The sequence below is a fragment of the Enhydrobacter aerosaccus genome (assembly GCF_900167455.1).
GTDB classification, from domain to species: domain Bacteria; phylum Pseudomonadota; class Alphaproteobacteria; order Reyranellales; family Reyranellaceae; genus Reyranella; species Reyranella aerosaccus.
The window spans coordinates 1-22468 of sequence record NZ_FUWJ01000016.1; the positions used below are offsets into that span (position 1 = coordinate 1).

Here is a 22468-nt window from a genome sequence, read left to right on the forward strand (position 1 = left end):
CAATACCACCGCACGATCGCTGATCGCCGACCTGCCCGAGCTCGGCACCTTGGGACGCAAGGCCATCGCCGCTTTGGTCGGCTTGGCCCCGTTCAATCGCGACAGCGGCACTCTACGCGGGCGCCGCACCATCCTCGGCGGCCGCGCAAACGTGCGGACCGCCCTGTATATGGCCACACTGGTCGCCACTCGGCGCAATCCCGTCATCGTCGACTTCTACCGACGCCTGCGCGCCGCCGGAAAACCCGCCAAGCTGGCCTTGACCGCCTGCATGCGAAAGCTCCTCACCATCTTAAACGCTGTCCTCAGGGAGCGACGTCCATGGCAAAGCGCTTGACACAAAAGACAGTCGCTCTCCCCCAAGGGGGAGAGGAACATGATGGAGCAAGCGCCTCTCTCCTCAAACTCCTCTCCCTCAAGAGGGAGAGGAACATGAGAAGGGCGACGCTATCGTTTCGGGCTCTCCCCCAAGGGGGAGAGGAACATGATGGAGCAAGCGCCTCTCTCCTCAAACTCCTCTCCCTCAAGAGGGAGAGGAACATGAGAAGGGCGACGCTATCGTTTCGGGCTCTCCCCCAAGGGGGAGAGGAACATGATGGAGCAAGCACCTCTCTCCTCAAACTCCTCTCCCTCAAGAGGGAGAGGAACATGAGAAGGGCGACGCTATCGTTTCGGGCTCCTCTCCCCCGCGAGGGGGAGAGGCGGGGGGAGGGGGCGGCGGGCGGCGGTTGTTGACGGCACGCGCGGGATCGTGAATGGTTCGCTCCATGATTCGACTGACGGCGATTCGACTTATCGGCTGATCCTCCGCCTGCCCGGGCCGGGGATCGTCTTTCCGTTCGTCCGTTCCTCCGTCGAAACGTCAGTCCCATGCTCTCCTATATCCAACACCTGTTCGCCGAAGTCGGCCTGTGGACCGCGCTCGGCGTCACGCTCGTCGCGGGGCTGATGCGCGGCTTCGCGGGCTTCGGCTCGGCGATGCTGATGGCGCCGATCTTCGCCATCCTGTTCGGCTCGGCCGAGATGGTGGTGACCGTGGTGGCGATCGAACTGGTGGTGTCGCTGCAGCTCTTCCCGCAGGTGCGCGCCCATGCCGACTGGAAGACGCTGGCGCCGATGAGCATCGCCGCCTGCCTCGCCATGCCGCTCGGCGTGTGGGCGCTGGCGAGCGTCGACAAGGGCACGATCGTGACGGCGGTGTCGGCGGTGATCGTGGCCTTCGTGGTGATGATGTGGAGCGGCTGGCGCTATCGCGGCCGCCGCTCGGCCGCCATCGGCGCCACGGTCGGCGCTGTGTCGGGCGCGATGATGGCGACCACCAGCGTCGGTGGCCCGCCGGTGCTGCTCTACCTGCTGTCGGGCAACGATCCGCCGGCGGTCAACCGGGCCAACATCGTCACCTATTACTTCCTGACGCAGTTTCTGCTGATCGTGATCGTGCTGGCGACCGGTGTGGCCGGCTGGGATGCGCTGGCGCGCGCCATCGTGCTGTTCCCGGTGATGATCGCCGGCGCCTATGCCGGCGGGAAGCTGTTCCACGGCGTCGGCAGCGAGCGCCTCTACCGCAACGTCGCGCTCGCCATCCTGTTCGCCACCGGCCTGTTCGGCCTGCTGCGCAACTTCCTCGTGAGCTGACGCGTCAGCGCCCCGTTGCGGCGGCTGTGCCGCGCGCGTATCCTCTACTCGCGCGCCCAAGAGAAAGGAGGGTCACATGTGCGATTTCCGAAACCGGTTCTACCGGCAACGTGGCCCCGTCCAGGCCCTGCAGATGCGTTTGCAGGGCTGACCGGAAAGCGCTCAGGCAAAATCCTTCCTGGTCTGCCCTTCGTGGGCTGAAGCTCGACCGTCGCGGTCCGGGCTTCCGCTGTCTTCCATGTGCCGCCGCTGATGCGTCCTCCGATGATGGCTGTGTGCCTTCAAGGAGGCGTCGCGCGCGGCAAGACCAGAGAAGCGACAATGACCTTCATCACCTTGCGCAGCCTTGGCGTCACGCGATCCGCTGTGCTCTTTTCCAACCTGACCCTCTCCGTCAATGCCGAGGACCGCATCGGCCTCGTCGCTGCCAACGGCGCCGGGAAATCGACATTGCTGCACTGCCTCGCCGGCACGGCCGAGGCGACCGCGGGCGAGATCACGCGCGCCCGGGGGCTGACGGTCGGTCACGTCGAGCAGGAGGTGCCGTCCGACCTGCTGGACCTGTCCTTCCATGACGCCGTCTTGCGCGCCCTTTCGCCCGATCGTGCGGAGTCGGAAAGCTGGCGCGTCGATCTCGTGCTGGAGGAACTGGAGGTTCCGGAAGAGTTGCGGCCGCGACCGCTGAAGGCGCTGAGCGGTGGCTGGCAGAGGATGGCGATGCTCGCCCGCGTCTGGGTGACCGAGCCGGATATGCTGCTGCTGGACGAGCCGACCAATCATCTCGATCTCGGCCGCATCGCCGCGCTCGAACAGTGGCTGAAGGCACTTCCGCGCACCGTGCCGCTGATCGTCGCCAGCCACGATCGCGCCTTCCTCGATGGAGTGACCAACCGCACGCTGTTCCTGCGACCCGACCAGTCCCAGATCTTCGATCTTCCCTATTCGCGGGCGCGCCGGGCGCTCGACGAGGCCGATGCCGCGCAGGCCCGGCGCTACGAGCGGGACATGAAGACGGCGGGGCAACTACGCCGGCAGGCGGCGAAGCTCAACAATATCGGCATCAACTCCGGCAGCGATCTGCTGGTGGTGAAGACGAAGCAGCTGAAGGAGCGCGCCGAGAGGCTGGAGAGCGCGGCCAAGCCCGCGCATCGGGAACGCTCGTCGGGCGTCCTGAAGCTGGCCAACCGCGGCACGCACGCCAAGGCGTTGATCACGCTCGACGATGTCGAGGTGCGGACACCGGACGGCCGCGCGCTCTATCGCACGGGCAAGCTCTTCCTTCACCAGGGTGACCGGGTCGTCCTGCTGGGGGCGAACGGCGCCGGCAAATCGCGGCTGATCGCCCATGTGCACGAGGCCATCGAGGCTGACGACAGGGGCGACAATGGCATCAGGGTGACGCCGTCGCTGGTGCTCGGCTACGCCGACCAGACGCTCGGCACGCTGCGGGAGGCGGAAACGCCGCTCGATACCCTGGGTCGCCGCTTCGACATCGCCGAACAGAAGGCACGAGGCCTGCTGGCGGCTGCCGGCATCGGCATCGACCTGCAGGAGCGGCCGCTGGGCCGACTGTCAGGCGGGCAACGGGCGCGGCTCGTCATGCTCGTTCTGCGCCTCACCAATCCGAACTTCTATCTGCTCGACGAGCCGACCAACCATCTCGACATCGAGGGGCAGGAAGCGCTCGAACGGGAGCTGCTGGCGCATCAGGCGAGCTGTCTGCTGGTCTCGCACGACCGCAGCTTCGTGCGCGCGGTCGGCAACCGGTTCTGGGTCATCGATCGCAAGCGGCTGCTGGAGGTGGAAAGTCCGGAGCCCTTCTTTGCGGCCGCCGCCGCGGTAGGGTGAGCATTCTTCCGGTCTGGCAGAGATGAGGCGGCGAAGGAAACCTACAGCTCTTCCTCGGCGCGTGCCTGGTCCGCCGCGCTGCGCTTTGCCTTATCGGCAGGAACCCAGCGCACGACTCCATGTTCGAGGCATTCGTTCATGAATCGCACGGTCTGCTCGATGGTCTGGGCGAAGGCCGCCTGGTGATGCGGCTGCTGTATTACGCCCGGCTTGAGGATGTAGCGGGAGCGCTCCTTCTCGACGACGACGCCCAATTGCTGCAAGCGTCGAAGCTTGCGGCGCACCGTCTCGCGGGGAATGCCCGAGGCGCTCGCGATCGAGGCGGCGTTGGTGGCGCGCTGGCCCTCGATGCCGATGACGCTGTCGAAAGTCGCATGCTTCTGCCGGAACGCCGCGTCGCGCATGCCGGGTTCTACGCCGATTGTGCCGATCAACTCGGCGACGAACGCGAGGTCGAGGTCGCCCTGATAGAGCCCGCGGCGCTCACGCTCGATTCGGTGCAGGTAATTTCCGATCATGTAGATGAAGAGACGGGAATTTCCGCCGCTGCCCGCCAATTCCAGCCGCCCTTCGACCTTGACCGTCGTGGCGCGCCGCCGAGGCGGCCGGACTTCCTTTGGGCCACGTGCCATCACCGGCTCCCTTCCATGTTCGTGCAGACCGCTCATTCTGGGCGGTCACGTTGCACTTGGGTAGTCGCCAGCGAGTAATATGCGTCTCGCAGACGAGAGCGGTGTGGTCGATTGGAAGTCCATGTTCATGAGGCGGGAAATCGATTCTGACTGGTCGATCGTGAGAGAGGATCTGTGCCGCTTCGCTACCCGGCGGCGCTTTCGTACCGGGGCGCCACGGCGATCATCGGGGAGCGCAGGGCTGTGTGCAGGTTGCGGGTCGCGAGGGAGAGGCGGATTTCCGATGCGTGCTTCCCTCCCGGCGCGCTGGCCTGGAGTCCGCGTCCGCCCGACGGGCCTCTCTCAGGACCCTCAAAGGGCGGCAATCCACGCAATTGCCGTCACGCGTGTCGGGCTGGACGATCGTTGGCCGCCAGCAGCGCGGACCGAATCTGATCCGTGCCTCCCGATCCGTGTCGGCCTGCCGTGTGCGTCAGAACAGCGACAGGCTGCGGCTCAGCTCGACGAAGGGCTGCAGGCCGAGGGTGGCGAAACGCGACAGCGAGGCGCCGAACTCCTTGGGCTCGGTCCGCGGCAGATCGAGGATCCAGCGATGGTCGGGTTCGTAGTCCATGACCTGCAGGGTGCGGGGGAAGCGCGCCAGGAAGGCATAGGCCAGGCCGATGTTGAACTCGCGCTTCCACTGCTGCACGTCGCCCGAGCGCACATGCTTGTTGCCCAGGCGCGACAGGCCACCGAACAGGCTGTTCTCCCAGAAGCGCTGGCGCGCCACCTGCCGTTCGCCCTCGTCGAAGCCCAGGAAGGCCGAGATGCGCGACCAGTAGGAGAGGTCGGTATCCAGCCGCAGTTCCTCGTAGCGCGCCTCGAAGCAATTGGCGCGGCCGTACTGCCAGCCCTGCATGTCGTGCACCGTGCCGGCGCTCGAGTGGTCCATCTCGAAGACATACTGATGATAGCGGCTGGGCAGGGCCTTCAGCCGACGCTGGTAGGTGATGTTGTCGTAGCCGGGCACCGGCTCGTGCAGCCAGCTCTCGTTCGACTTCTTGTGATAGTGCATCGCCGAGATGACGACGTCGCGCGGATCGCGGATGATGTGGAGGACGCGCACGTCGGGGCGCTCCAGCAGGCCGGCATGCCGGCCAAACCGGGAATCGGTGCTGAGCAGGATGAAGGGGCGGTCCCGCGTCTCTTCGAGCCGTTCGGGCTCGGCTTCGAAACGGATGCAGTCGACCCCAAGGTCGGCGGCGATGTTCTTGAACACGCCGTCCATCCAAACGGTGCCGGTCTTGTGGTGGGTGGCGACAACCACGTTATATTTCATTGTACGCTTACTTTCTTTCTCTTTGGCCGGACGGCGGTCGCGGGCACTGCGCGGCCGTTCGTCCAGATGGGCGATTGTTGTCTAAAAACCACAAAACAAGCTCGTAAATTCTCGGATAAAGCTATGGTAGGACGACCAATAGGGGAATTCTCGTCTTTTTGCCTAGGCTGATGCAGCATGTGGCAACGGTCTCGCTTCGACAATTTCCAGTATACCCTTTTTGGGTCAGGGGCGGTTAGGCTCCAAGACGCTTACGCACAGCTTACGCGATTCATCCCCGCTGACATTTGGCTCTTATACTTAGTGTACGCAGCGCGGGAGAAGCTGCAATACGACATATCATCGTTGATGCAAAAAGTGGGCAAGTGGATATTTTGTAGGCCCATATCGCTCCGTCCTGCCCTCACCCATTTTGCACATCGTCAACTTACCGTGATCGACAGAAGGCAGTGTGGATCGCGGCGATGCTGACGGCCGGCACCAGCCACGGTCGCCGAGAGGGAGCCTGAAACGAAAAACGACGCATCTTTCGATGCGTCGTTTTCGGATCATCCCGATTGGTCGGAGTGAGAGGATTCGAACCTCCGGCCCCTAGCTCCCGAAGCTAGTGCTCTACCAGGCTGAGCTACACTCCGTCAGTTCACGGAGTCTGTCTCCGCTCGGGCCGCGGGGTTATAGCCGCGACCTCTCGGGGTCGCAAGGGCCGCGCCGCATCGCTATAGTCCGACCGTTTTCGACGACGAATCAGTCGGTTCCGGGGGAGAGATGGCAAAGAAGAAGCGGCTCAAGATCGCGTTGATCGGCTATGGCGCGATCAGCCAGACGCTGTTCGACCTGTTCCGTGAGAAGAAGCCGCCGATCGACATCGTCGGCGTGCTGGTGCGGCCTGGCCGCGGCAAGGAAACCCAGAAGAAAGTCGGCAGCAAGGTCGCGGTCGTGAAAACGCTGAAGGCGCTGCTGAAGCTCAAGCCCGACATCGTGGTCGAGGCGGCGAGCCAGGAGGCGGTGCGCGAGTTCGGCGAGGAGATCCTCGACAAGGGGATCGACCTCATGGTGATCGCCACCGGCGCCTACGGCGATGCCAAGCTGTGGAAAAAACACGTCGCGGCGGCAGCCAGGAGCGGGGCGCGTCTGCACCTGCCCTCGGGCGCCATTGCCGGCCTGGATGGGTTGCTCGCCATGCGGCTGGGCAAGATCGAGCACGTCAAATACACCTCGATCAAGCCGCCTCACGCCTGGAGCGGCACGCCGGCCGAGACCGAGTTCGATCTGGGCGCGATCAAGGAGCGGACCACGATCTTCCGCGGCTCGCCCGCCGATGCCGGCCGGCTCTATCCGAAGAATGCCAATCTCGCCGTGACCGTTGCGCTGTGCGGCGCGGGCCTCAAGCGTACCGAGATCGAGCTGGTGGCCGATCCGACCCTGCCGCCTGGCACCAATGCCAGCCAGTTGGAGGTCGTCAGCGACTCGGGCGAACTCAAGCTCGACCGGCTGGGCCGGGCCATGCCGGACAATCCCAAGACCGGCGTGCTGACAGCCCAGAGCATGGCCGAAAGCCTGATCAGGCTGACGCGCGCCAGCGACTGGTGAGAGGCGACTGGTAAGAGCCGACTGGTGAATGAGAGACGGCGGTCGGGGATGCCGACCGCCGTCGAGAACTTGCGCAGAGAGCAGGTCGGCGATCAGCCGGGGCCGCGGCCGTGCGGACCGTGCATCATGTGACCGCCCATCATCGGCCGATCCAGGATTTCCTTCTGTTCCGGCGTCAGCGCCGCGTAGAGGGCCAGCAGCGACGGCTTGACCGCCTCGATCGACGCCAGTCGCGTCTTCATCATCGCTTCGCGCATGCCCAGGCGATCGGCGAAATTGGGCGGCGTCTGCAGTTCGGTCGGCAACTGGGCGCAGGCCGCCTTGGCCTTGGCGCTCGCCTCGTCCGCCGCCTTCTCGAACGCGTTCCACGCGGACATCTGCTCGGGCTTCAGGTCGAGCCGGGCCTTGAGATAGGCGCGGTTGCCGATGCGGCGAGCGACATGCTCCTCGCACATCTTCTGGGGCGAGAAGGGCCGGGGCTGCATCATCGGGCCGTTACCCATCGGGCCGCCACTCATCGGACCGTGCATACCCGGACCGGCGCCTGGGCCAGCACCAAGTGGTGGGGCGGGCGGTGTCGGTGGATTGGCCTGCGCCAGCTCGGGCAGGTCGGCCGATCCGCCGTCGAAGGCGGAGGCGGATGTCAGACAGGCAAGACTTGCCATCGCCACCACGGCGAGAGGCGCGGCAAAGAGAACGGGACGCAAACGCATGACAGGCTCCCACAGGCTGATAACTCTCCCACACCGGAAATACGCTTTCCCGAGGGGGAACGTGCCCGGGAGCCCGCCGGCTTTTTTACGTGTTGGGCCGCTGCGCGCTCATCCACTGCGCGAAGGCGGTGCGTTGCGCGACCGACATATGCAGCCCTTCCTTGGTTCGCCGCCACAGCACGTCGTCGGGTTCGGCGGCCCATTCCTCGCGCATGAGATAGCGCACCTCGGCCTCGTAGAGATGGCCGCCGAAGCAGCGTCCGAGATCGGCGACCGTCCTCACCTCGTCCAGAAGGTCGTCGAGGCCCGTGCCGTGACGACGTGCCAGCACGCGCACGAGATCGCGCGGCAGCCCCGGCTTGGCGGCACAAGCGCCTTCGACGAAGCGGTCGAACGCCTGCTCGAAGCTTGGCGCATCGGCCATCTCGCCGTCGGCCAGCGCCTTGTGCGCCGTCCACGCATTACCCATCGAGGGATAGAACGGCCGCAGATCTTCCAGCGCATGCTCGGCAAGACGCCGATAGGTCGTGATCTTGCCGCCGAACACCGACAGGATCGGCGCGCCGCCGCCCTCGGGGGCATCGACCTCGAGATGGTAGTCGCGCGTCACCGCCGACGGATCGTCGTCGCCGTCGTCGAACAACGGCCGCACGCCCGAATAGGTCCAGACGACATCGGCCGGCGTGACGGGCTTGGCCATGTAGTGGCCGGCGATGTCGCAGAGATAGGCGATCTCCTCGGGCGAGCAGACCGGCTTGTCGCTCGTCTCGACGGTGATGTCCGTGGTGCCGATCAGGGAGAAGTCGCGTTCGTAGGGGATCACGAACACGATGCGGTTGTCCTCGTTCTGAAGGATGAAGGCATGGTCGCCGTCATGCAGGCGCGGCACGACGATGTGGCTGCCCTTGACCAGGCGCACGCGCTTGGGCGTGCGCACGGCGGCCTGCTCGTCGAGGAAGTGCTTGACCCACGGTCCGCTCGCATTGACCAGCCCGCGCGCTTGCAGCCTGATCGTCGTGCCCTGCGGCGCGGCCAGCTCGATGTCCCACAGTTTGCCGTCCGGCGTGCGGCGCGCACTGGTGCAGCGATGGCGCGCGAAGATCCTCGCGCCCATGTTGCGCGCCGATTTGAGGTTGGCGATCACCATGCGCGCGTCGTCGACCCAGCCGTCGGAATAGACGAAGCCCTTCCGGAAGGTCGATTTCAGGCCGGCGCCGAATTTGCTATGCTGCAGGTCCACCGCCTTCGACTTGGGCAGGGTCATGTGCCAGTCGAGGTGGTCGTAGAGGAACAGGCCGAGCCGCAGCATCCAGCGCGGCCGCAGATGGGGTTCGTGCGGCAGCACGAAGCGCAGCGGCCAGGACAGGTGCGGCGCCTTGGCCAGCAGCACCTCGCGCTCCATCAATGCTTCACGGACCAGGCGAAATTCATAGTGCTCCAGATAGCGCAGCCCGCCATGGATCAGCTTGGTCGAGGCCGAGGAGGTGGCGCTCGCGAAGTCGTTCATCTCGCACAGGCCGACCGTCAGGGTCCGGCCGGCGGCGTCGCAGGCGATGCCTGCGCCATTGATGCCGCCGCCCACGACGAACAGATCGAGCGGCTGGCCTTCAGTTCCGTTCATGGGCGGTCATATAGCGCGCTTGACCGCTCTGCGCGCGCCCCGCAAACAGGCCCCATGGGACTATTACTGAAGTTCGTGATGCTCGGGGTCGTGGCCTACGTCGCCTGGAACACGGCGCGGCGCTGGCTCGGCCTGCTCGGCGGCTCGGGCGCCAATCGGCCCGTCTCGGGCAATCGCCAGACGCCGGCGGCGCGGTCCGCCAGCCCGGCGCCGGCCGCGCCTCGCCGTCCGGTTGTCGAGGACACCAAGGCCTGCCCGGTTTGCGGTGCCTATGTTTCGGTCAGTGCCGGAAAATGCGGCCGATCCGACTGCCCCCAAGGTTGATATTTCAGGACTGTTGCGACGCTTGACCGGGATAGGGGTGGCACCTATTTTGCCGCACCGCAAAAACGGCCAAAAGTCGCGAAAAGACAAGGCCTTCTGAGTTTCGAGGACGTCCTGTGTCGAACCTGTCGGCGACGCGCGCCAAGCCGCGATGTTTCCAGGAACTGATCCTGACCCTGCAGGACTATTGGGCCCGCCAGGGTTGCGTGATTCTTCAGCCCTATGACATGGAAATGGGCGCGGGGACCTTTCACACCGCGACGACGCTGCGGGCGCTGGGGCCGAAGCCCTGGTACGCCGCCTATGTGCAGCCGTCGCGTCGGCCCAAGGATGGCCGCTACGGCGACAATCCCAACCGCCTGCAGCACTACTATCAGTTCCAGGCGATCCTGAAGCCGTCACCCGCCGACATCCTCGAGCGCTATCTCGGCTCGCTGCAAGCCATCGGCATCGACACGACCCTGCACGACATCCGCTTCGTCGAGGACGACTGGGAGAGCCCGACGCTCGGCGCCTGGGGGCTGGGCTGGGAAGTCTGGTGCGACGGCATGGAGATCACGCAGTTCACCTACTTCCAGCAGGTGGGCGGCATCGAGGTCGACCTGGTGGCCGGCGAGATCACCTACGGCCTCGAGCGGCTGGCCATGTACCTGTTCGACAAGAAGACGATCTACGAGCTGCCGTTCAATTCGCCCGACTCGGAGGTGCCGCTGCTCTATGGCGACGTGTTCCTCCAGAACGAGCGCGAGCAGTCGGCCTACAATTTCGAGCATGCCGACACCGAGATGCTGTTCCGCCACTTCGCCGATGCGGAGAAGGAATGCGCGCGCATGATCGAGAAGAAGCTGCCGCTGCCGGCCTACGAGCAATGCATCAAGGCCTCGCACTCCTTCAACCTGCTCGACGCGCGCGGCGTCATCAGCGTCACCGAGCGCCAGAGCTACATCCTGCGCGTCCGCACCCTGGCCAAGGCCTGCTGCGAGGCGTGGCTGGCGACCCAGCTCGAGAAGGCGGCGTGATGACTCACTTCATCGGAGCGCGCCACTCCAGTGGCGCTCATCTTCTTCGGCTCGACCGCGCCCTTGAGCGCCACTTCAGCGCGGAAGTATCCGCGCGCAGTGGCGCGCTCCGCCGAGGGGAGCGCCACTAGATGGCTGAGTTCCTCCTCGAACTGCTGAGCGAAGAGATCCCGGCGCGCATGCAGGCGCGCGCCGCGGACGATCTCAAGCGCCTCGTCTGCGATGGCCTCAAGGCAGCCGGCCTCACCTTCACCGCAGCGCGCGCCTTCGCGACGCCGCGCCGGCTGGCGCTGGTGGTCGACGGCCTGCCGGTCGCCCGCGCCGATGTCAGCGAGGAAAAGCGCGGTCCGCGTGTCGGCGCGCCGGACCAGGCGGTCCAGGGCTTCCTGAAGGGCGCCGGCCTCACCTCGCTCGACCAGGCCGAGAAGCGCGATACCGGCAAGGGCGAATTCTGGTTCGCCGTCATCCACAAGAAGGGCGGGCCGACCGCCGAGGCGCTGCCCGGCATCATCGAGGCGGCGATGAAGGCATTGCCGTGGCCCAAGTCGATGAAGTGGGGCAGTGGCACCATGCAATGGGTGCGGCCGCTGCAATCCATCGTCGCTCTGTTCGACGGCAAGGTGCTGCCGGGCTCGATCGCTCCCGGGGGCAAGATGGCGCCGGTGCCGTTCGGCGACACCACGCGCGGCCATCGCTTCCTCAGCAAGGGCGAGATCACGGTCACGGGATTTGCCGACTACGCGGCGAAGCTCCGGGCCGCGCATGTGATGCTCGATCCCGCCGAGCGCAAGCAGGTCATCCTCGACGGCGCGCGCGTGCTCTGCGCTGAGGCCCAGGTCAGCCTCAACGAGGACGAGGCGCTGCTCGACGAGGTCGCCGGGCTGGTCGAATGGCCGGTGCCGATGCTGGGCACCATCGATGCGCAGTTCATGGACGTGCCGCCCGAGGTGCTGATCGTCTCCATGAAGACGCACCAGCGCTACTTCGCGACGACCAAGGCCGACGGCACGCTGGCCAACCGTTTCGTCGTGGTCGCCAACAATGTCGCTCGCGACGGCGGCGCCACCATCGTCGACGGCAACGAGCGCGTGCTGCGGTCGCGGCTGAGCGACGCCAAGTTCTTCTGGGACCAGGATCGCAAGATCCGGCTCGAGGAACGGCTGCCGGCGCTGAAGGACATCGTCTTCCACGCCAAGCTGGGCTCGCAGGCCGATCGCGTGCAGCGCATCGCGGCGCTGGCGCTCGCCGTCGCCGAGCATGTGCCGGGCAGCGACCCGACCGAGATCATGACTGCGGCCGAGCTGTGCAAGGCCGATCTGGTGAGCGGCATGGTCGGTGAGTTCCCCGAGCTGCAGGGCATCATGGGCCGCTACTATGCGCTCGGCGAGAAATTGCCGGCCAGCGTGGCCGAGGCGATCGGCGATCATTACGCGCCGGCCGGTCCCAACGATCGCTGCCCGTCGGCGCCGGTGTCGATCGCCGTGGCGCTGGCCGACAAGCTCGATGCGCTGATCTCCTTCTGGTCGATCGGCGAGAAACCGACCGGCTCGCGCGATCCCTACGCGCTGCGCCGTGCCGCGTTGGGCGTGATCCGCATCATCGTCGAGAACGGGCTGCGCCTGCCGCTCAAGCGCTTCTTCAAGGAAGACGATCTGCTCGCCTTCTTCGCCGAGCGCCTCAAGGTGCAGATGCGCGAGAAGGGCGTGCGGCACGACATCGTCGATGCGGTGCTGTCGCTGGGCGGCGAGGACGACCTGGTGCGGCTCCTGGCGCGCGTCGAGGCGCTGCAGTCGTTCCTCGGCACCGAGGCGGGCAAGAATCTGCTGACGGCCTATGGTCGCGCTGCCAACATCGTTCGCGCCGAGGAGAAGAAGGACAAGACCTTGAGCGCGCAGCTCGCCGGTGCGCCGGATGCGGCGCTGCTGGAACAAGCCGAGGAAAAAAGCGTTGCGTCCGCGCTGGCCGAGGTCGAGCGGACCGTGAAGCCGGCGTTACAGCGCGAGGATTTCGCCGGGGCGATGCAGGCCTTCGCCGGCCTGCGCGCGCCGATCGACGCTTTGTTCGAAAAGGTCACAGTCAATGTCGTGGACAGGCCGCAATTGCGGCTGAACAGGTTGAAATTGCTCAATCAGATTCGGGCCACCATGGATTCGGTGGCGGATTTCTCGAAGATCGAGGGCTGAAGATGGCTCATAAGTGGGTTTACAGTTTCGGAAACGGCAAGGCCGAAGGTCGCGCCGAGATGCGCAACCTTCTCGGCGGCAAGGGCGCCAACCTCGCCGAGATGTCGAGCCTCGGCCTGCCGGTGCCGCCGGGCTTCACGGTGACGACCGAAGTCTGCACCTACTACTACGCCAACAAGGAATCCTATCCGCCCGAACTCAAGGACGAGGTCGAGACGGCGCTGGCCGGCGTCGAGAAGATCGTCGGCGCGAACTTCGGCGATGCCAACCATCCGCTGCTGGTGTCGGTGCGCTCCGGCGCGCGCGCCTCGATGCCGGGCATGATGGACACGGTCCTCAATCTCGGCCTCAACGACCGCACGGTGCTGGGCCTGGCCAAGTCGTCAGGTGACGACCGCTTCGCCTGGGACAGCTATCGCCGCTTCATCCAGATGTACTCGAACGTCGTGCTCGATGTCGGGCACCACTATTTCGAGGAAGCGCTCGAACTCAAGAAGGAGGATCTCGGCGTCCACATGGATACCGAGCTCAAGGCCGACGACTGGAAGTCGGTCGTGGCCGAGTACAAGAAGATCGTCGAGAAGCGCACCGGGAAGCCGTTCCCGCAGGAGCCGCGCGAGCAGCTGTGGGGCGCGATCGGCGCCGTGTTCGGCTCGTGGATGAACCAGCGCGCCATCACCTATCGCCGCCTGCATTCGATCCCCGAGAGCTGGGGCACGGCCGTCAACGTGCAGGCCATGGTGTTCGGCAACATGGGCGACGACTGCGCCACCGGCGTCGCCTTCACGCGCGATCCCTCGACCGGCACCAACCTGTTCTACGGCGAGTATCTCGTGAACGCGCAGGGCGAGGACGTGGTCGCCGGCATCCGCACGCCGCAGCATCTCACCGTCGAGGGCAAGAAGGCGCAGAAGTCCGAAGCGCCGGCGATGGAAGAGGTGATGCCGGAAGTGTTCAAGCAGCTCGTGAAGGTGCGCGAGACGCTCGAGAAGCACTATCACGACATGCAGGACATCGAGTTCACCGTCCAGCGCAGCAAGCTCTACATGCTGCAGACGCGCAACGGCAAGCGCACCGCCAAGGCCGCGCTCAAGATCGCCGTCGACATGGTGCACGAGGGCCTGATCGACAAGAAGGAAGCGGTCGCGCGCATCGTGCCGTCGAGCCTCGACCAGCTCCTGCATCCGACGCTCGATCCCAAGGCGCCGCGCAAGGTGATCGCCAAGGGCCTGCCGGCGTCGCCGGGTGCGGCCTCGGGCAAGGTCGTGTTCACCGCCGAGGAGGCCGAGAAGCAGGCGCGTGCCGGTGAGAAGGTGATCCTGGTGCGTCGCGAGACCAGCCCCGAGGATATCGGCGGCATGCACGCGGCCGAGGGCATCCTGACCTCGACCGGCGGCATGACCAGCCACGCCGCCGTGGTGGCGCGCGGCATGGGCAAGCCCTGCGTCGCCGGCGCCGGCGACGTGCGCATCGACAGCAATGCCGGCACGCTGACCGTGCGCGGTACCACGGTGCGGACCGGCGAGCAGATCACGCTCGATGGCGGCACCGGCGAGATCATGCTGGGCGTCGTGCCGACCGTGCAGCCGGAGCTCTCGGGCGACTTCGCCGAGCTGATGGTGTGGGCCGACGAGGTGCGCAAGCTCGGCATCCGCACCAATGCCGAGACGCCGGCCGACGCGGCCCAGGCGCGCAAGTTCGGCGCCGAGGGCATCGGCCTCTGCCGCACCGAGCACATGTTCTTCGAGGGCGACCGCATCGTCGCCGTGCGCCAGATGATCCTGGCCGACGACGAGAAGAGCCGCCGCGCCGCGCTGGCCAAGATCCAGCCGATGCAGCGGCAGGACTTCGTCGAGCTGTTCGAGATCATGGCCGGCCTGCCGGTCACGATCCGCCTGCTCGATCCGCCGCTGCACGAGTTCCTGCCCAAGACCGCCGAGGACATGGAGGAGGTCGCCAAGGATCTCGGCGTCGAGGTCAAGGAGATCGAGGCTCGCGCCCACAAGCTGCACGAGTTCAACCCGATGCTCGGCCATCGCGGCGTGCGTCTCGGCATCTCGTTCCCCGAGATCTACGAGATGCAGGCCCGCGCCATCTTCGAGGCCGTGGCCGAGGTGCAGAAGAAGCACGGCAAGACGGTGATCCCCGAGATCATGATCCCGCTGGTCGCGACCAAGAAGGAACTCGACCTGATGAAGGCGGTCGTCGACCAGGTGGCGGCTGAGGTGAGCCATGCCTCGGGCGAGAAGCTCGAATACATGGTCGGCACCATGATCGAGCTGCCGCGCGCGGCGCTGCGGGCCGGCGAGATCGCCGAGACGGCCGAGTTCTTCAGCTTCGGCACCAACGATCTCACCCAGACCACCTTCGGCCTCAGCCGCGACGACTCGGCCTCGTTCCTGGAGAAGTACCAGCAGCGCGGCATCTTCGATCACGACCCGTTCGCCTCGCTCGACACCGAGGGCGTGGGCGAGCTGATCGAGATCGCCGCCGAACGCGGCCGCAAGACCCGCACCGGGCTGAAGCTCGGCATCTGCGGCGAGCATGGCGGCGATCCGGCCTCGGTCTTCTTCTGCCACAAGGCCGGACTCGACTACGTTTCGTGCTCGCCCTACCGCGTGCCGATCGCGCGGCTGGCGGCGGCCCAGGCGGCGCTGGGCGGCGCGCTCAAGACGGAATGACCCTCGACGCGCTTCGGCCCGCCGGACGGGAACAAGCCGGACGGGCAGAGGCCGGGCAGGGGCGCAAGCGCGCGCTTGCCCAGACCCTCGCGGCACTGGAGCGCGATCCCGAATCGAAGACGGCGCAGGCGCTGCTCGACGAGGCGTGGCGTCATCCGCGCGCGCATGTGGTCGGCATCACCGGACCGCCCGGCGTCGGCAAGTCCTCGCTGTGCGCGGCGCTGGTCGCGGCCTGGCGGACGGCCGGCCACACGGTGGGCGTCATTGCGGTCGACCCGTCTTCCAAGGCCAGCGGCGGGGCGCTGCTGGGCGATCGCGTGCGCATCGTCACCGACTCGGCCGACGACGGCATCTTCGTGCGCTCGATGGCAGCGCGCGACCGGCTGGGTGGCCTCGCCGACCAGACGCTCGCCGCCATGGTGGTGATGCGGGCGCTGTTCGACCGGGTGCTGATCGAGACGGTGGGCGTCGGGCAATCCGAAACCGACGTCGCCGGCGTCGCCGACACGGTCGTGTTCTGCGTCCAGCCGGGCTCGGGCGACTCGCTGCAGTTCATGAAGGCGGGCATCGTCGAGATCCCGCACCTTATCGTCGTCACCAAGGCCGATCTCGGCGCCGCCGCCGAACGGGCGCGCGCCGATGTCGCCGGTGCGCTGTCGCTGGCCAGCGCCGATCCGCAGGACTGGAAGCTCGGGACGCTCGTCGCTTCGTCGCGCAGCGGCGAGGGCATCGATGCCCTGATGCAGGCGCTCGAGGCCCATCGCCGCCATCTCGCCGAGCACGGCCGGCTGGCGATCGCCCGCCATCGCCAGAGCGAGGGCTGGGTGCGCGAGGCGATGCAGGAGCGCTACGGCACGCGCGGCCTCGCCCGTCTGCACCAGCTCGGCCTCGACCTTTCCCTTCCCGTCGGCGCCCAGCCCTTCGAGCGCATCCGCCTGCTGAGCCTGGCGCTGGAGCCGCCGCCCGCGTCGTCTTGACGTCGAGCAAGCCTGTTCGCGACGCCCCCTCACCCAACCTCTCCCCCTGCGGGGGCGAGGAGCCCGAGAAGAAAGCGACGCACTCCGGTACATCTTCCTCCTCCTCCTCTCCTTCTGCGGGGGCGAGGAGCCCGAGAAGAAGGAGGCGACGCACCCCGGTACATCTTCCTCCTCCTCTCCCTCTGCGGGGGCGAGGAGCCCGAGAAGAAGGAGGCGACGCACCCCGGTACATCTTCCTCCTCCTCCTCTCCCTCTGCGGGGGCGAGGAGCCCGAGAAGAAGGAGGCGACGCACCCCGGTACATCTTCCTCCTCCTCTCCCTCTGCGGGGGCGAGGAGCCCGAGAAGAAGGAGGCGACGCACTCCAGTACATCTTCCTCCTCCTCCTCTCCCTCTGCGGGGACGAGGAGCCCGAGAAGAAGGAGGCGACGCACTCCGGTACATCTTCTTCCTCCTCTCCCTCTGCGGGGGCGAGGAGCCCGAGAAGAAGGAGGCGACGCACCCCGGTACATCTTTTCCTCCTCCTCTCCGCCCGATAGGGGGAGAGGGCGGGTGAGGGGGTGACGGCCGATGCTTCGTCGGGCATGTTATCTCTCCCCCCGGCCGGGCGGGCGGGATATGAGAGAGGGGATGTCGCGTCGCTCACCCCGGTCCCTGATCATCCTCTACACGCTGCTGATCGGCAGCAACCTCGCCGCCTGGGGATGGGCGCTGCTCCTGTTCCGCGATCATCCGGTGCTGCTGGGCGCGGCGCTGCTGGCCTATGGCTTCGGCCTGCGCCATGCGGTCGATGCCGACCACATCGCCGCCATCGACAACGTCACGCGCAAGCTGGTGCAGGAGGGCAAGCGGCCGTTGCTGGTCGGCTTCTTCTTCGCCCTCGGCCATTCCAGCGTGGTGACGCTCGCCGTCGCCGGCGTGGCGGCCACGGCGACGCTGCTCGCGACGCGCTTCGAGTCGTTCCGTGCCGTCGGCTCGGTGGTGGGGACGCTCGTTTCGGCCGGCTTCCTGCTGGCGATCGCGGCCATCAATCTCGTGATCCTGCGCTCGGTGTGGCGCAGCTATCGCGCGGTGCGGCGCGGCGGTCGCTATGTCGAGGCGGATTTCGATCTGTTGCTCAACAGCCGCGGCCTTCTCGCCCGCCTGTTCCGGCCGTTGTTCCGGCTGATCGGGCGGAGCTGGCACATGTTTCCGCTCGGCTTCCTGTTCGGGCTGGGCTTCGACACCGCGACCGAGGTGTCGCTGCTCGGCATCGCCGCCAGCGAGACGGCACGCGGTCTGTCGATCTGGAGCATCATGGTGTTCCCGGCCCTGTTCGCCGCCGGCATGACGCTGGTCGATACGACCGACGGCGTGCTGATGCTGGGCGCCTACGACTGGGCGTTCGTCAATCCGCTGCGCAAGCTCTACTACAATCTCGTCATCACCTCGCTCTCGGCGCTGGTGGCGCTGGTCATCGGCGGCATCGAGGTGCTGGGCCTGATCGGCGATCGCCTGGGCTGGAACGGCTGGTTCTGGTCGGGCGCCCAGACGGCCAGCGCGCATCTCAACGAGATCGGGCTCGTGCTCGTCGGCCTGTTCGCGGCCGCCTGGATCGGTTCGGTCCTCGTCTATCGCTACGCCGGCCTCGATCATCTGGAGACCAACGGCGATCGCTGCTGAGACGCGACCTTCGCGCGGACTCAGAACGCCGTGGTCAGCACCAGCCCGACGGCATGAACGAGCGCCGGCTGCGGCGCGAGGTCGGGCTGCAGGGCATAGTAGGGCTCGACGGTGAAGTGCGCGCCGACCGGCAGGGCGACGCCGCCGACGAAACGCAGCCTCGAGATCTGGTCGTATCGCGTGTCGTAGAAGATTTCCGCTGATGCGTAGGGCGTGAAGGTCCAGTCGCGCCACTGCATGTCGCGCTGCGCCTGGAGCCTCTCGCGCAACCGGAAGGAGAAGCCGGTGTTGAGCCAGCGGAAATCCTCGCGCGTGCGCAGGTCGACCATCACCTCGGCCGGAGCGAAGACACGAAACGTCTGCTCGGTCAGCAGCCGGTTCTCGCTGAACGGTCCGCCGTCGGTGGCGCTGGCGTGGCGATAGCCGAGGCGGCCGCGGAACCAGTCGGCGAAGATATGCTCGACCAGCAGTCCCTGTTCGGCCTGATAGACCGACAGCTCGTCGATATCGCGGGCGAGGGCGAGCATGCCGATCAGCTTGGAGCGGTCGTCATAGCGGTACTGGAATTGCAGCTCGGGCCAGAATTCCAGGCTCTGCGCCTGCACTGCCGATGTCGCCACCGCCGCCAGCAGGAGGGCGAGGCCGCCAGGACCGTGCCGCCTCAAGTCGCGTCGGTCGCCAGCCTGGGCATGGGGCGGCGGGCAAGGGCACGGGCCTCGCGCGGGGACATTCCCAGGCCGCACAGGATCGCCGTCACCACCGCCAGGGCGTGACGCGTCGGCGCCAGCCCGAGCGCGATCCGGCGCATTGCCTGCAGCACGGTGCCGCTCACCAGATCGAGCGTGGTCGAATCGCCGACGGCGCCGAATTCCTTCTGCTTCTGCCCGAGATGCAGGTCGGCCAGCACGTACGGCCCGATCTGCTGCATGAAGGCCGGAGTCGCGGAGGCGACGTCGGCGACCAGCAGGGCCCAGGGCGGGCTCTCCTCGGCCAGCCACAGGAGACGTCGGCAGCCGATCGACATCCGCTCGGCACCGCGAGGGATGTGCGCATAGCTCTCGACGATGCGCTGGCACAGGACGTCGGCTACCCACGTCCCGACCGCCTGCATCAGCTCCGTTTCCGAGTGGAAGTGATTGTAGAAGGTGACCGGCGCGACCTCCGCCGCCGCCGCGATTTCCCGCACTGTCGTCTTGGCGATGCCGCGCACCGAATAGACGCGCGCCGCCGCAGCGATCAGCTGCCGCCGGGTGCGCTCGCGTTTGCGCAGACGTGGCTGCCCCTGGAAAGCCGCCGTCAGGACCGGTGGCAACGGGGGAAGCTGTGCGTTCAAAAAAGCGGTCACATCATTCATTTTTGAATTGCCTGTTCGGAAATGCTGTAGCATATGGTCCTTGCATCGTCACGGCAAAAAGGGACTGCGATGAGCGACGTCGTGCAGGACAAGGGTTTCAGGCAGGGCACGGAAAGCGGCAGGCGCGACTTCCTGAAAGCAGCGGGCGCGGCATCCGTTCTTGCCTCCGGCCTCGTCGGTGCCGCCCGGGCGCAGACTCCGCCTGCGGCTCCGGCATCGGCGAAGACGCGCACGGGAATGAACATCCTGTTCGTCTTCAGCGACCAGGAGCGCTATCAGGCGACCTGGCCCAAGGGCCTGTCGCTGCCCGGACACGAGCGCCTGCAGAAGGCCGGCGTCACCTTCACCAATCACCAGTGCCCGGCGACCATGTGCACGTCGTCGCGCTCGGTGATGCTCACCGGCCTGCAGACCGCCGACAACGGCATGTTCGAGAATCTCGACGTGCCGTGGATGCGAGACCTGCCGACCAACGTGCCGACGATCGGCCACATGCTGCGCAAGGCGGGCTACTACACCGCCTACAAGGGCAAGTGGCACCTCAGCCGCGAGTTCGACACCAAGTCGGTGGCGCAGTTCATGACGCCGGAGATGGAGAAGTACGGCTTCGCCGACAACTTCTCGCCGGGCGACCTGATCGGCCATACGCTGGGCGGCTACAGCTTCGACCAGATCATCGCCGGCAGCGCCGTGAATTGGCTGCGCACCAAGGGCCGGCCGCTCAGCGACGACGGCAAGCCGTGGTGCATGTTCGCGAGCTTCGTGAATCCGCACGACATCATGTACTTCAATACCGATGCGCCGGGCGAGAACGTTCAGGACACTGGCAAGCTCAGGCTGCATGCGGCCCGGGCGCCGGAACATGCGCTCTACAAGGCGACGTGGGACGTTTCGATCCCGGCCAGCCTGCGCCAGCCGTTCGATGCGCCGGGCCGGCCGAAGGCGCACGGCGAGTTCGACCACATCTGGGACTACATCCTGGGCAATATTCCGCTCGAGGATGTGCGCTGGAAGCGGTTCAACGACTACTACGTCAACTGCATCCGCAACGTCGATCAGCAGATCGAGACGGTGCTCGCCGAGCTCGAGGCGCTCGGCCTCGCCCAGAACACGATCGTGGTCTACACCTCCGATCACGGCGAGATGGCCGGCAGCCACAGCTTGCGCGGCAAGGGACCTTTCGCCTACCAGGAATCCAACCACCTGCCGCTCTACATGATCCATCCCGACGTCATGGGCGGCCAGCAGTGCCGGGCGCTTTCCGGCCATATCGACCTCGTGCCGACCCTGCTGTCGATGGCGGGGGTGACCCCGGATCGCGCGGCGGCGTTCGCCGGCCGTGCGCTGCCGGGCAAGGATCTCTCTCCGCTGCTGTCCAATCCCGGCACCCAGCCGATCGATGCCGCGCGTCCGGCCACGCTGTTCACCTACAGCGGGCTCGCCAGCAACGACAGCAGCGTGTTCGACTTCGCGGCCAAGGCCATCGCGGCGGGCAAGGATCCCAAGGAGGAGGCGAAGAAGGAAGGCTTCCGCCCCGACCTCAAGAAGCGCGGCCATGTGCGCTCCGCCTTCGACGGCCGCTACCGCTTCACGCGCTATTTCGCGCCGGTCGATCACAACAGCCCGACGACCCTGGACGAGCTCTTCAAGTGGAACGACGTCGAGCTCTACGACCTCGAGCAGGATCCGGGCGAGATGAACAACCTGGCGACGGACCGCGCGGCAAATGGCAAGCTGCTGACGACGATGAACGGGAAGCTCGAAGCGTTGATCAAGGCCGAGATCGGCAAGGACGACGGCCGCGAGCTGCCGGAAATCGCCAACATCACTTGGGGCGTCGACCGGATCGACCTTTAGTTGGAGCGGTGGGGGAGAATGAGTTCAGTCAAGCAATCGGCAATCGGCCGGCGAAAGATGCTGGCCGGCGCAGGCCTGCTGGGCACAAGCCTGCTGGGCACGGGCCTGGCAGGGTCGAGCGCCCGCGCCCAGCAGCGCGTGAAGACCGGCACGGTCGAGATCGAGCAGGTCCAGGTGGCCTTCATCGGCAGCGGGAACCTCGGCGGCGGCACGCTGTTTTTCCAGGGCAGGAGCTACCGCTTCACCGTCGGCGGGCTGGGCATCGGCGGCTTCGGCGTCTCCAAGATGCAGGCGACCGGCGACGTCTACAATCTGAGGGAACTGCGGCAGTTTCCCGGCGCCTATGGCCAGGCTCGCTATGGCGTGGTTGTGGGCGACCAGAGCGCTGGCGAGTTGTGGCTCGAGAATCCCAATGGCGTGCTGATCAACCTGAAGGGCCGGCGCACCGGGCTCGCGCTCTCGCTCGGCGCCGACGCCGTGATCATCGATTTCAAGTGAGGACGGCATGACCATTTCGATGATTACCCGCCGCGTGCTCGCGACCGTGATGGGCATCGTGCTCGGCAGCTCCATGGCTCTGGCGCAGGACGAGCCGCAGGTCTTCAACGCGTTCGCCATAGCGACCGCCAGCGGCACTGTCGTCCGGGCCAGCGCGAAACAGGTGATGCTCGCCGGCACCGTCAAGGGGCCGATGTTCATCGAAACCGACGAGGGCCCCGTTCCGGCCGGCACGGTGGCCTGCGCCGCCTCGCTGCGCGTCGATCAGGAGAGTCGCCGCCAGACCGCCAATGGCGCCTGCACCTTCACCGCCGAAGACGGAGCCCAGGCCTGGGGCGACTGGGAGTGCACCGGCTTCGCCCTGGTCGGCTGCCGCGGCGCCCTCACGCTGAACGGCGGCAGCGGGCGGTTGCAGGGCGTATCGGGCGGCGGTTCGATGATCTGGCGGCCCAACACGCACGACCTCGAGACGCAAGGGGACGGGACAGTCCTGCAGAACACGTCCGGCATCGTGATCTGGCGCGAGTTCAAGCTGACGAAGAAGTAGCCGGCAAG

At 66.5% G+C, this 22468-nt stretch carries 20 protein-coding genes and 1 tRNA gene; 14 read left to right on the top strand and 7 right to left on the bottom strand.

From position 1 onward, the window contains the following. The 4 genes from B5D62_RS30025 to B5D62_RS30040 form a co-directional block, all read left to right on the top strand. Window positions 1-337, top strand: a 337-nt coding sequence (locus B5D62_RS30025) for a transposase (protein WP_139374174.1), incomplete at its 5' end; no start/stop codon positions are given. Continuing rightward, window positions 322-735 carry a hypothetical protein gene (locus B5D62_RS30030; RefSeq protein WP_085937782.1) on the top strand — a complete coding sequence of 138 codons (414 nt, stop codon included), beginning with the start codon at window positions 322-324 and terminating at the stop codon, window positions 733-735. The genes B5D62_RS30025 and B5D62_RS30030, both read left to right, overlap by 16 nt. Before the next feature lie 135 nt (window positions 736-870). Next, the gene (locus B5D62_RS30035) at window positions 871-1635 is read left to right on the top strand and encodes a sulfite exporter TauE/SafE family protein (RefSeq protein ID WP_085937783.1); all 765 of its coding nucleotides are present in this window, start codon (window positions 871-873) and stop codon (window positions 1633-1635) included. Window positions 1636-1956: 321 nt separating this feature from the next. After that, entirely contained in the window at window positions 1957-3483 is a 1527-nt protein-coding gene (locus B5D62_RS30040) for an ABC-F family ATP-binding cassette domain-containing protein (RefSeq protein WP_085937784.1), read from the top strand. 41 nt (window positions 3484-3524) lie between these two features. Here B5D62_RS30040 and B5D62_RS30045 read toward each other — a convergent pair whose 3' ends face one another. The 3 genes from B5D62_RS30045 to B5D62_RS30055 all read right to left on the bottom strand — a co-directional run bounded on the left by B5D62_RS30045 (window position 3525) and on the right by B5D62_RS30055 (window position 6071). Then, window positions 3525-4115: a helix-turn-helix domain-containing protein gene (locus B5D62_RS30045; protein WP_085937785.1), complete on the bottom strand. Its 591-nt coding sequence runs from the start codon at window positions 4113-4115 to the stop codon at window positions 3525-3527. 472 nt (window positions 4116-4587) lie between these two features. Then, window positions 4588-5436 carry a sulfotransferase domain-containing protein gene (locus B5D62_RS30050; RefSeq protein ID WP_085937786.1) on the bottom strand — a complete coding sequence of 283 codons (849 nt, stop codon included), beginning with the start codon at window positions 5434-5436 and terminating at the stop codon, window positions 4588-4590. 558 nt (window positions 5437-5994) lie between these two features. After that, window positions 5995-6071 (bottom strand) — tRNA-Pro (locus tag B5D62_RS30055). A 130-nt stretch (window positions 6072-6201) separates the two neighbouring features. On the opposite strand from B5D62_RS30055, the gene B5D62_RS30060 reads away from it, so the two are divergent. Beyond that, complete coding sequence (locus B5D62_RS30060) at window positions 6202-7026, top strand: aspartate dehydrogenase (protein ID WP_085937787.1); 825 nt, start codon at window positions 6202-6204, stop codon at window positions 7024-7026. Between the two features lie 92 nt (window positions 7027-7118). Here the strand turns inward: B5D62_RS30060 and B5D62_RS30065 are convergent, their stop codons facing one another. Next, a complete protein-coding gene (locus B5D62_RS30065; RefSeq protein ID WP_085937788.1) occupies window positions 7119-7739 on the bottom strand; it encodes a Spy/CpxP family protein refolding chaperone in 621 nt (206 codons plus the stop codon). Window positions 7740-7824: 85 nt separating this feature from the next. After that, window positions 7825-9360 carry a glycerol-3-phosphate dehydrogenase gene (gene glpD, locus B5D62_RS30070; RefSeq protein ID WP_085937789.1) on the bottom strand — a complete coding sequence of 512 codons (1536 nt, stop codon included), beginning with the start codon at window positions 9358-9360 and terminating at the stop codon, window positions 7825-7827. A 54-nt stretch (window positions 9361-9414) separates the two neighbouring features. Between glpD and B5D62_RS30075 the strand changes: the two genes are divergently transcribed. From B5D62_RS30075 to B5D62_RS30100, 6 genes are all read left to right on the top strand, one after another. Then, window positions 9415-9684: a hypothetical protein gene (locus tag B5D62_RS30075; RefSeq protein ID WP_085937790.1), complete on the top strand. Its 270-nt coding sequence runs from the start codon at window positions 9415-9417 to the stop codon at window positions 9682-9684. Between the two features lie 116 nt (window positions 9685-9800). After that, window positions 9801-10703, top strand: a complete 903-nt coding sequence (locus tag B5D62_RS30080) for a glycine--tRNA ligase subunit alpha (RefSeq protein ID WP_231714993.1) — start codon at window positions 9801-9803, stop codon at window positions 10701-10703. A 131-nt stretch (window positions 10704-10834) separates the two neighbouring features. Further along, window positions 10835-12886 (top strand): glycine--tRNA ligase subunit beta, encoded by a 2052-nt coding sequence (gene glyS / locus B5D62_RS30085; protein ID WP_085937791.1) that lies wholly within the window; start codon window positions 10835-10837, stop codon window positions 12884-12886. A 2-nt stretch (window positions 12887-12888) separates the two neighbouring features. Continuing rightward, a complete protein-coding gene (ppdK, locus tag B5D62_RS30090; RefSeq protein ID WP_085937792.1) occupies window positions 12889-15567 on the top strand; it encodes a pyruvate, phosphate dikinase in 2679 nt (892 codons plus the stop codon). Further along, window positions 15564-16544, top strand: a complete 981-nt coding sequence (locus B5D62_RS30095; RefSeq protein WP_085937793.1) for an ArgK/MeaB family GTPase — start codon at window positions 15564-15566, stop codon at window positions 16542-16544. The genes ppdK and B5D62_RS30095 overlap by 4 nt, the downstream gene beginning before the upstream one ends. A gap of 628 nt (window positions 16545-17172) precedes the next feature. Continuing rightward, complete coding sequence (locus B5D62_RS30100) at window positions 17173-18204, top strand: HoxN/HupN/NixA family nickel/cobalt transporter (RefSeq protein WP_231714994.1); 1032 nt, start codon at window positions 17173-17175, stop codon at window positions 18202-18204. 20 nt (window positions 18205-18224) lie between these two features. On the opposite strand, the gene B5D62_RS33605 is transcribed toward B5D62_RS30100, so the two are convergent. Together B5D62_RS33605 and B5D62_RS30110 are read right to left on the bottom strand one after the other, a co-directional pair. Beyond that, the gene (locus B5D62_RS33605) at window positions 18225-18869 is read right to left on the bottom strand and encodes a DUF2490 domain-containing protein (protein ID WP_170921227.1); all 645 of its coding nucleotides are present in this window, start codon (window positions 18867-18869) and stop codon (window positions 18225-18227) included. Beyond that, window positions 18866-19558 (bottom strand): TetR/AcrR family transcriptional regulator, encoded by a 693-nt coding sequence (locus tag B5D62_RS30110; protein WP_170921228.1) that lies wholly within the window; start codon window positions 19556-19558, stop codon window positions 18866-18868. The genes B5D62_RS33605 and B5D62_RS30110 overlap by 4 nt, the downstream gene beginning before the upstream one ends. Before the next feature lie 69 nt (window positions 19559-19627). Between B5D62_RS30110 and B5D62_RS30115 the strand changes: the two genes are divergently transcribed. Genes B5D62_RS30115 through B5D62_RS30125 form a run of 3 tightly spaced genes read left to right on the top strand, consistent with a single transcriptional unit; the run spans window position 19628 to window position 22460 of the window. Continuing rightward, window positions 19628-21415 (top strand): sulfatase family protein, encoded by a 1788-nt coding sequence (locus tag B5D62_RS30115; protein ID WP_085937797.1) that lies wholly within the window; start codon window positions 19628-19630, stop codon window positions 21413-21415. Window positions 21416-21433: 18 nt separating this feature from the next. Continuing rightward, window positions 21434-21913, top strand: a complete 480-nt coding sequence (locus B5D62_RS30120) for a hypothetical protein (RefSeq protein ID WP_085937798.1) — start codon at window positions 21434-21436, stop codon at window positions 21911-21913. A gap of 7 nt (window positions 21914-21920) precedes the next feature. Beyond that, complete coding sequence (locus B5D62_RS30125) at window positions 21921-22460, top strand: hypothetical protein (RefSeq protein ID WP_085937799.1); 540 nt, start codon at window positions 21921-21923, stop codon at window positions 22458-22460. Window positions 22461-22468 lie beyond the last annotated feature (8 nt).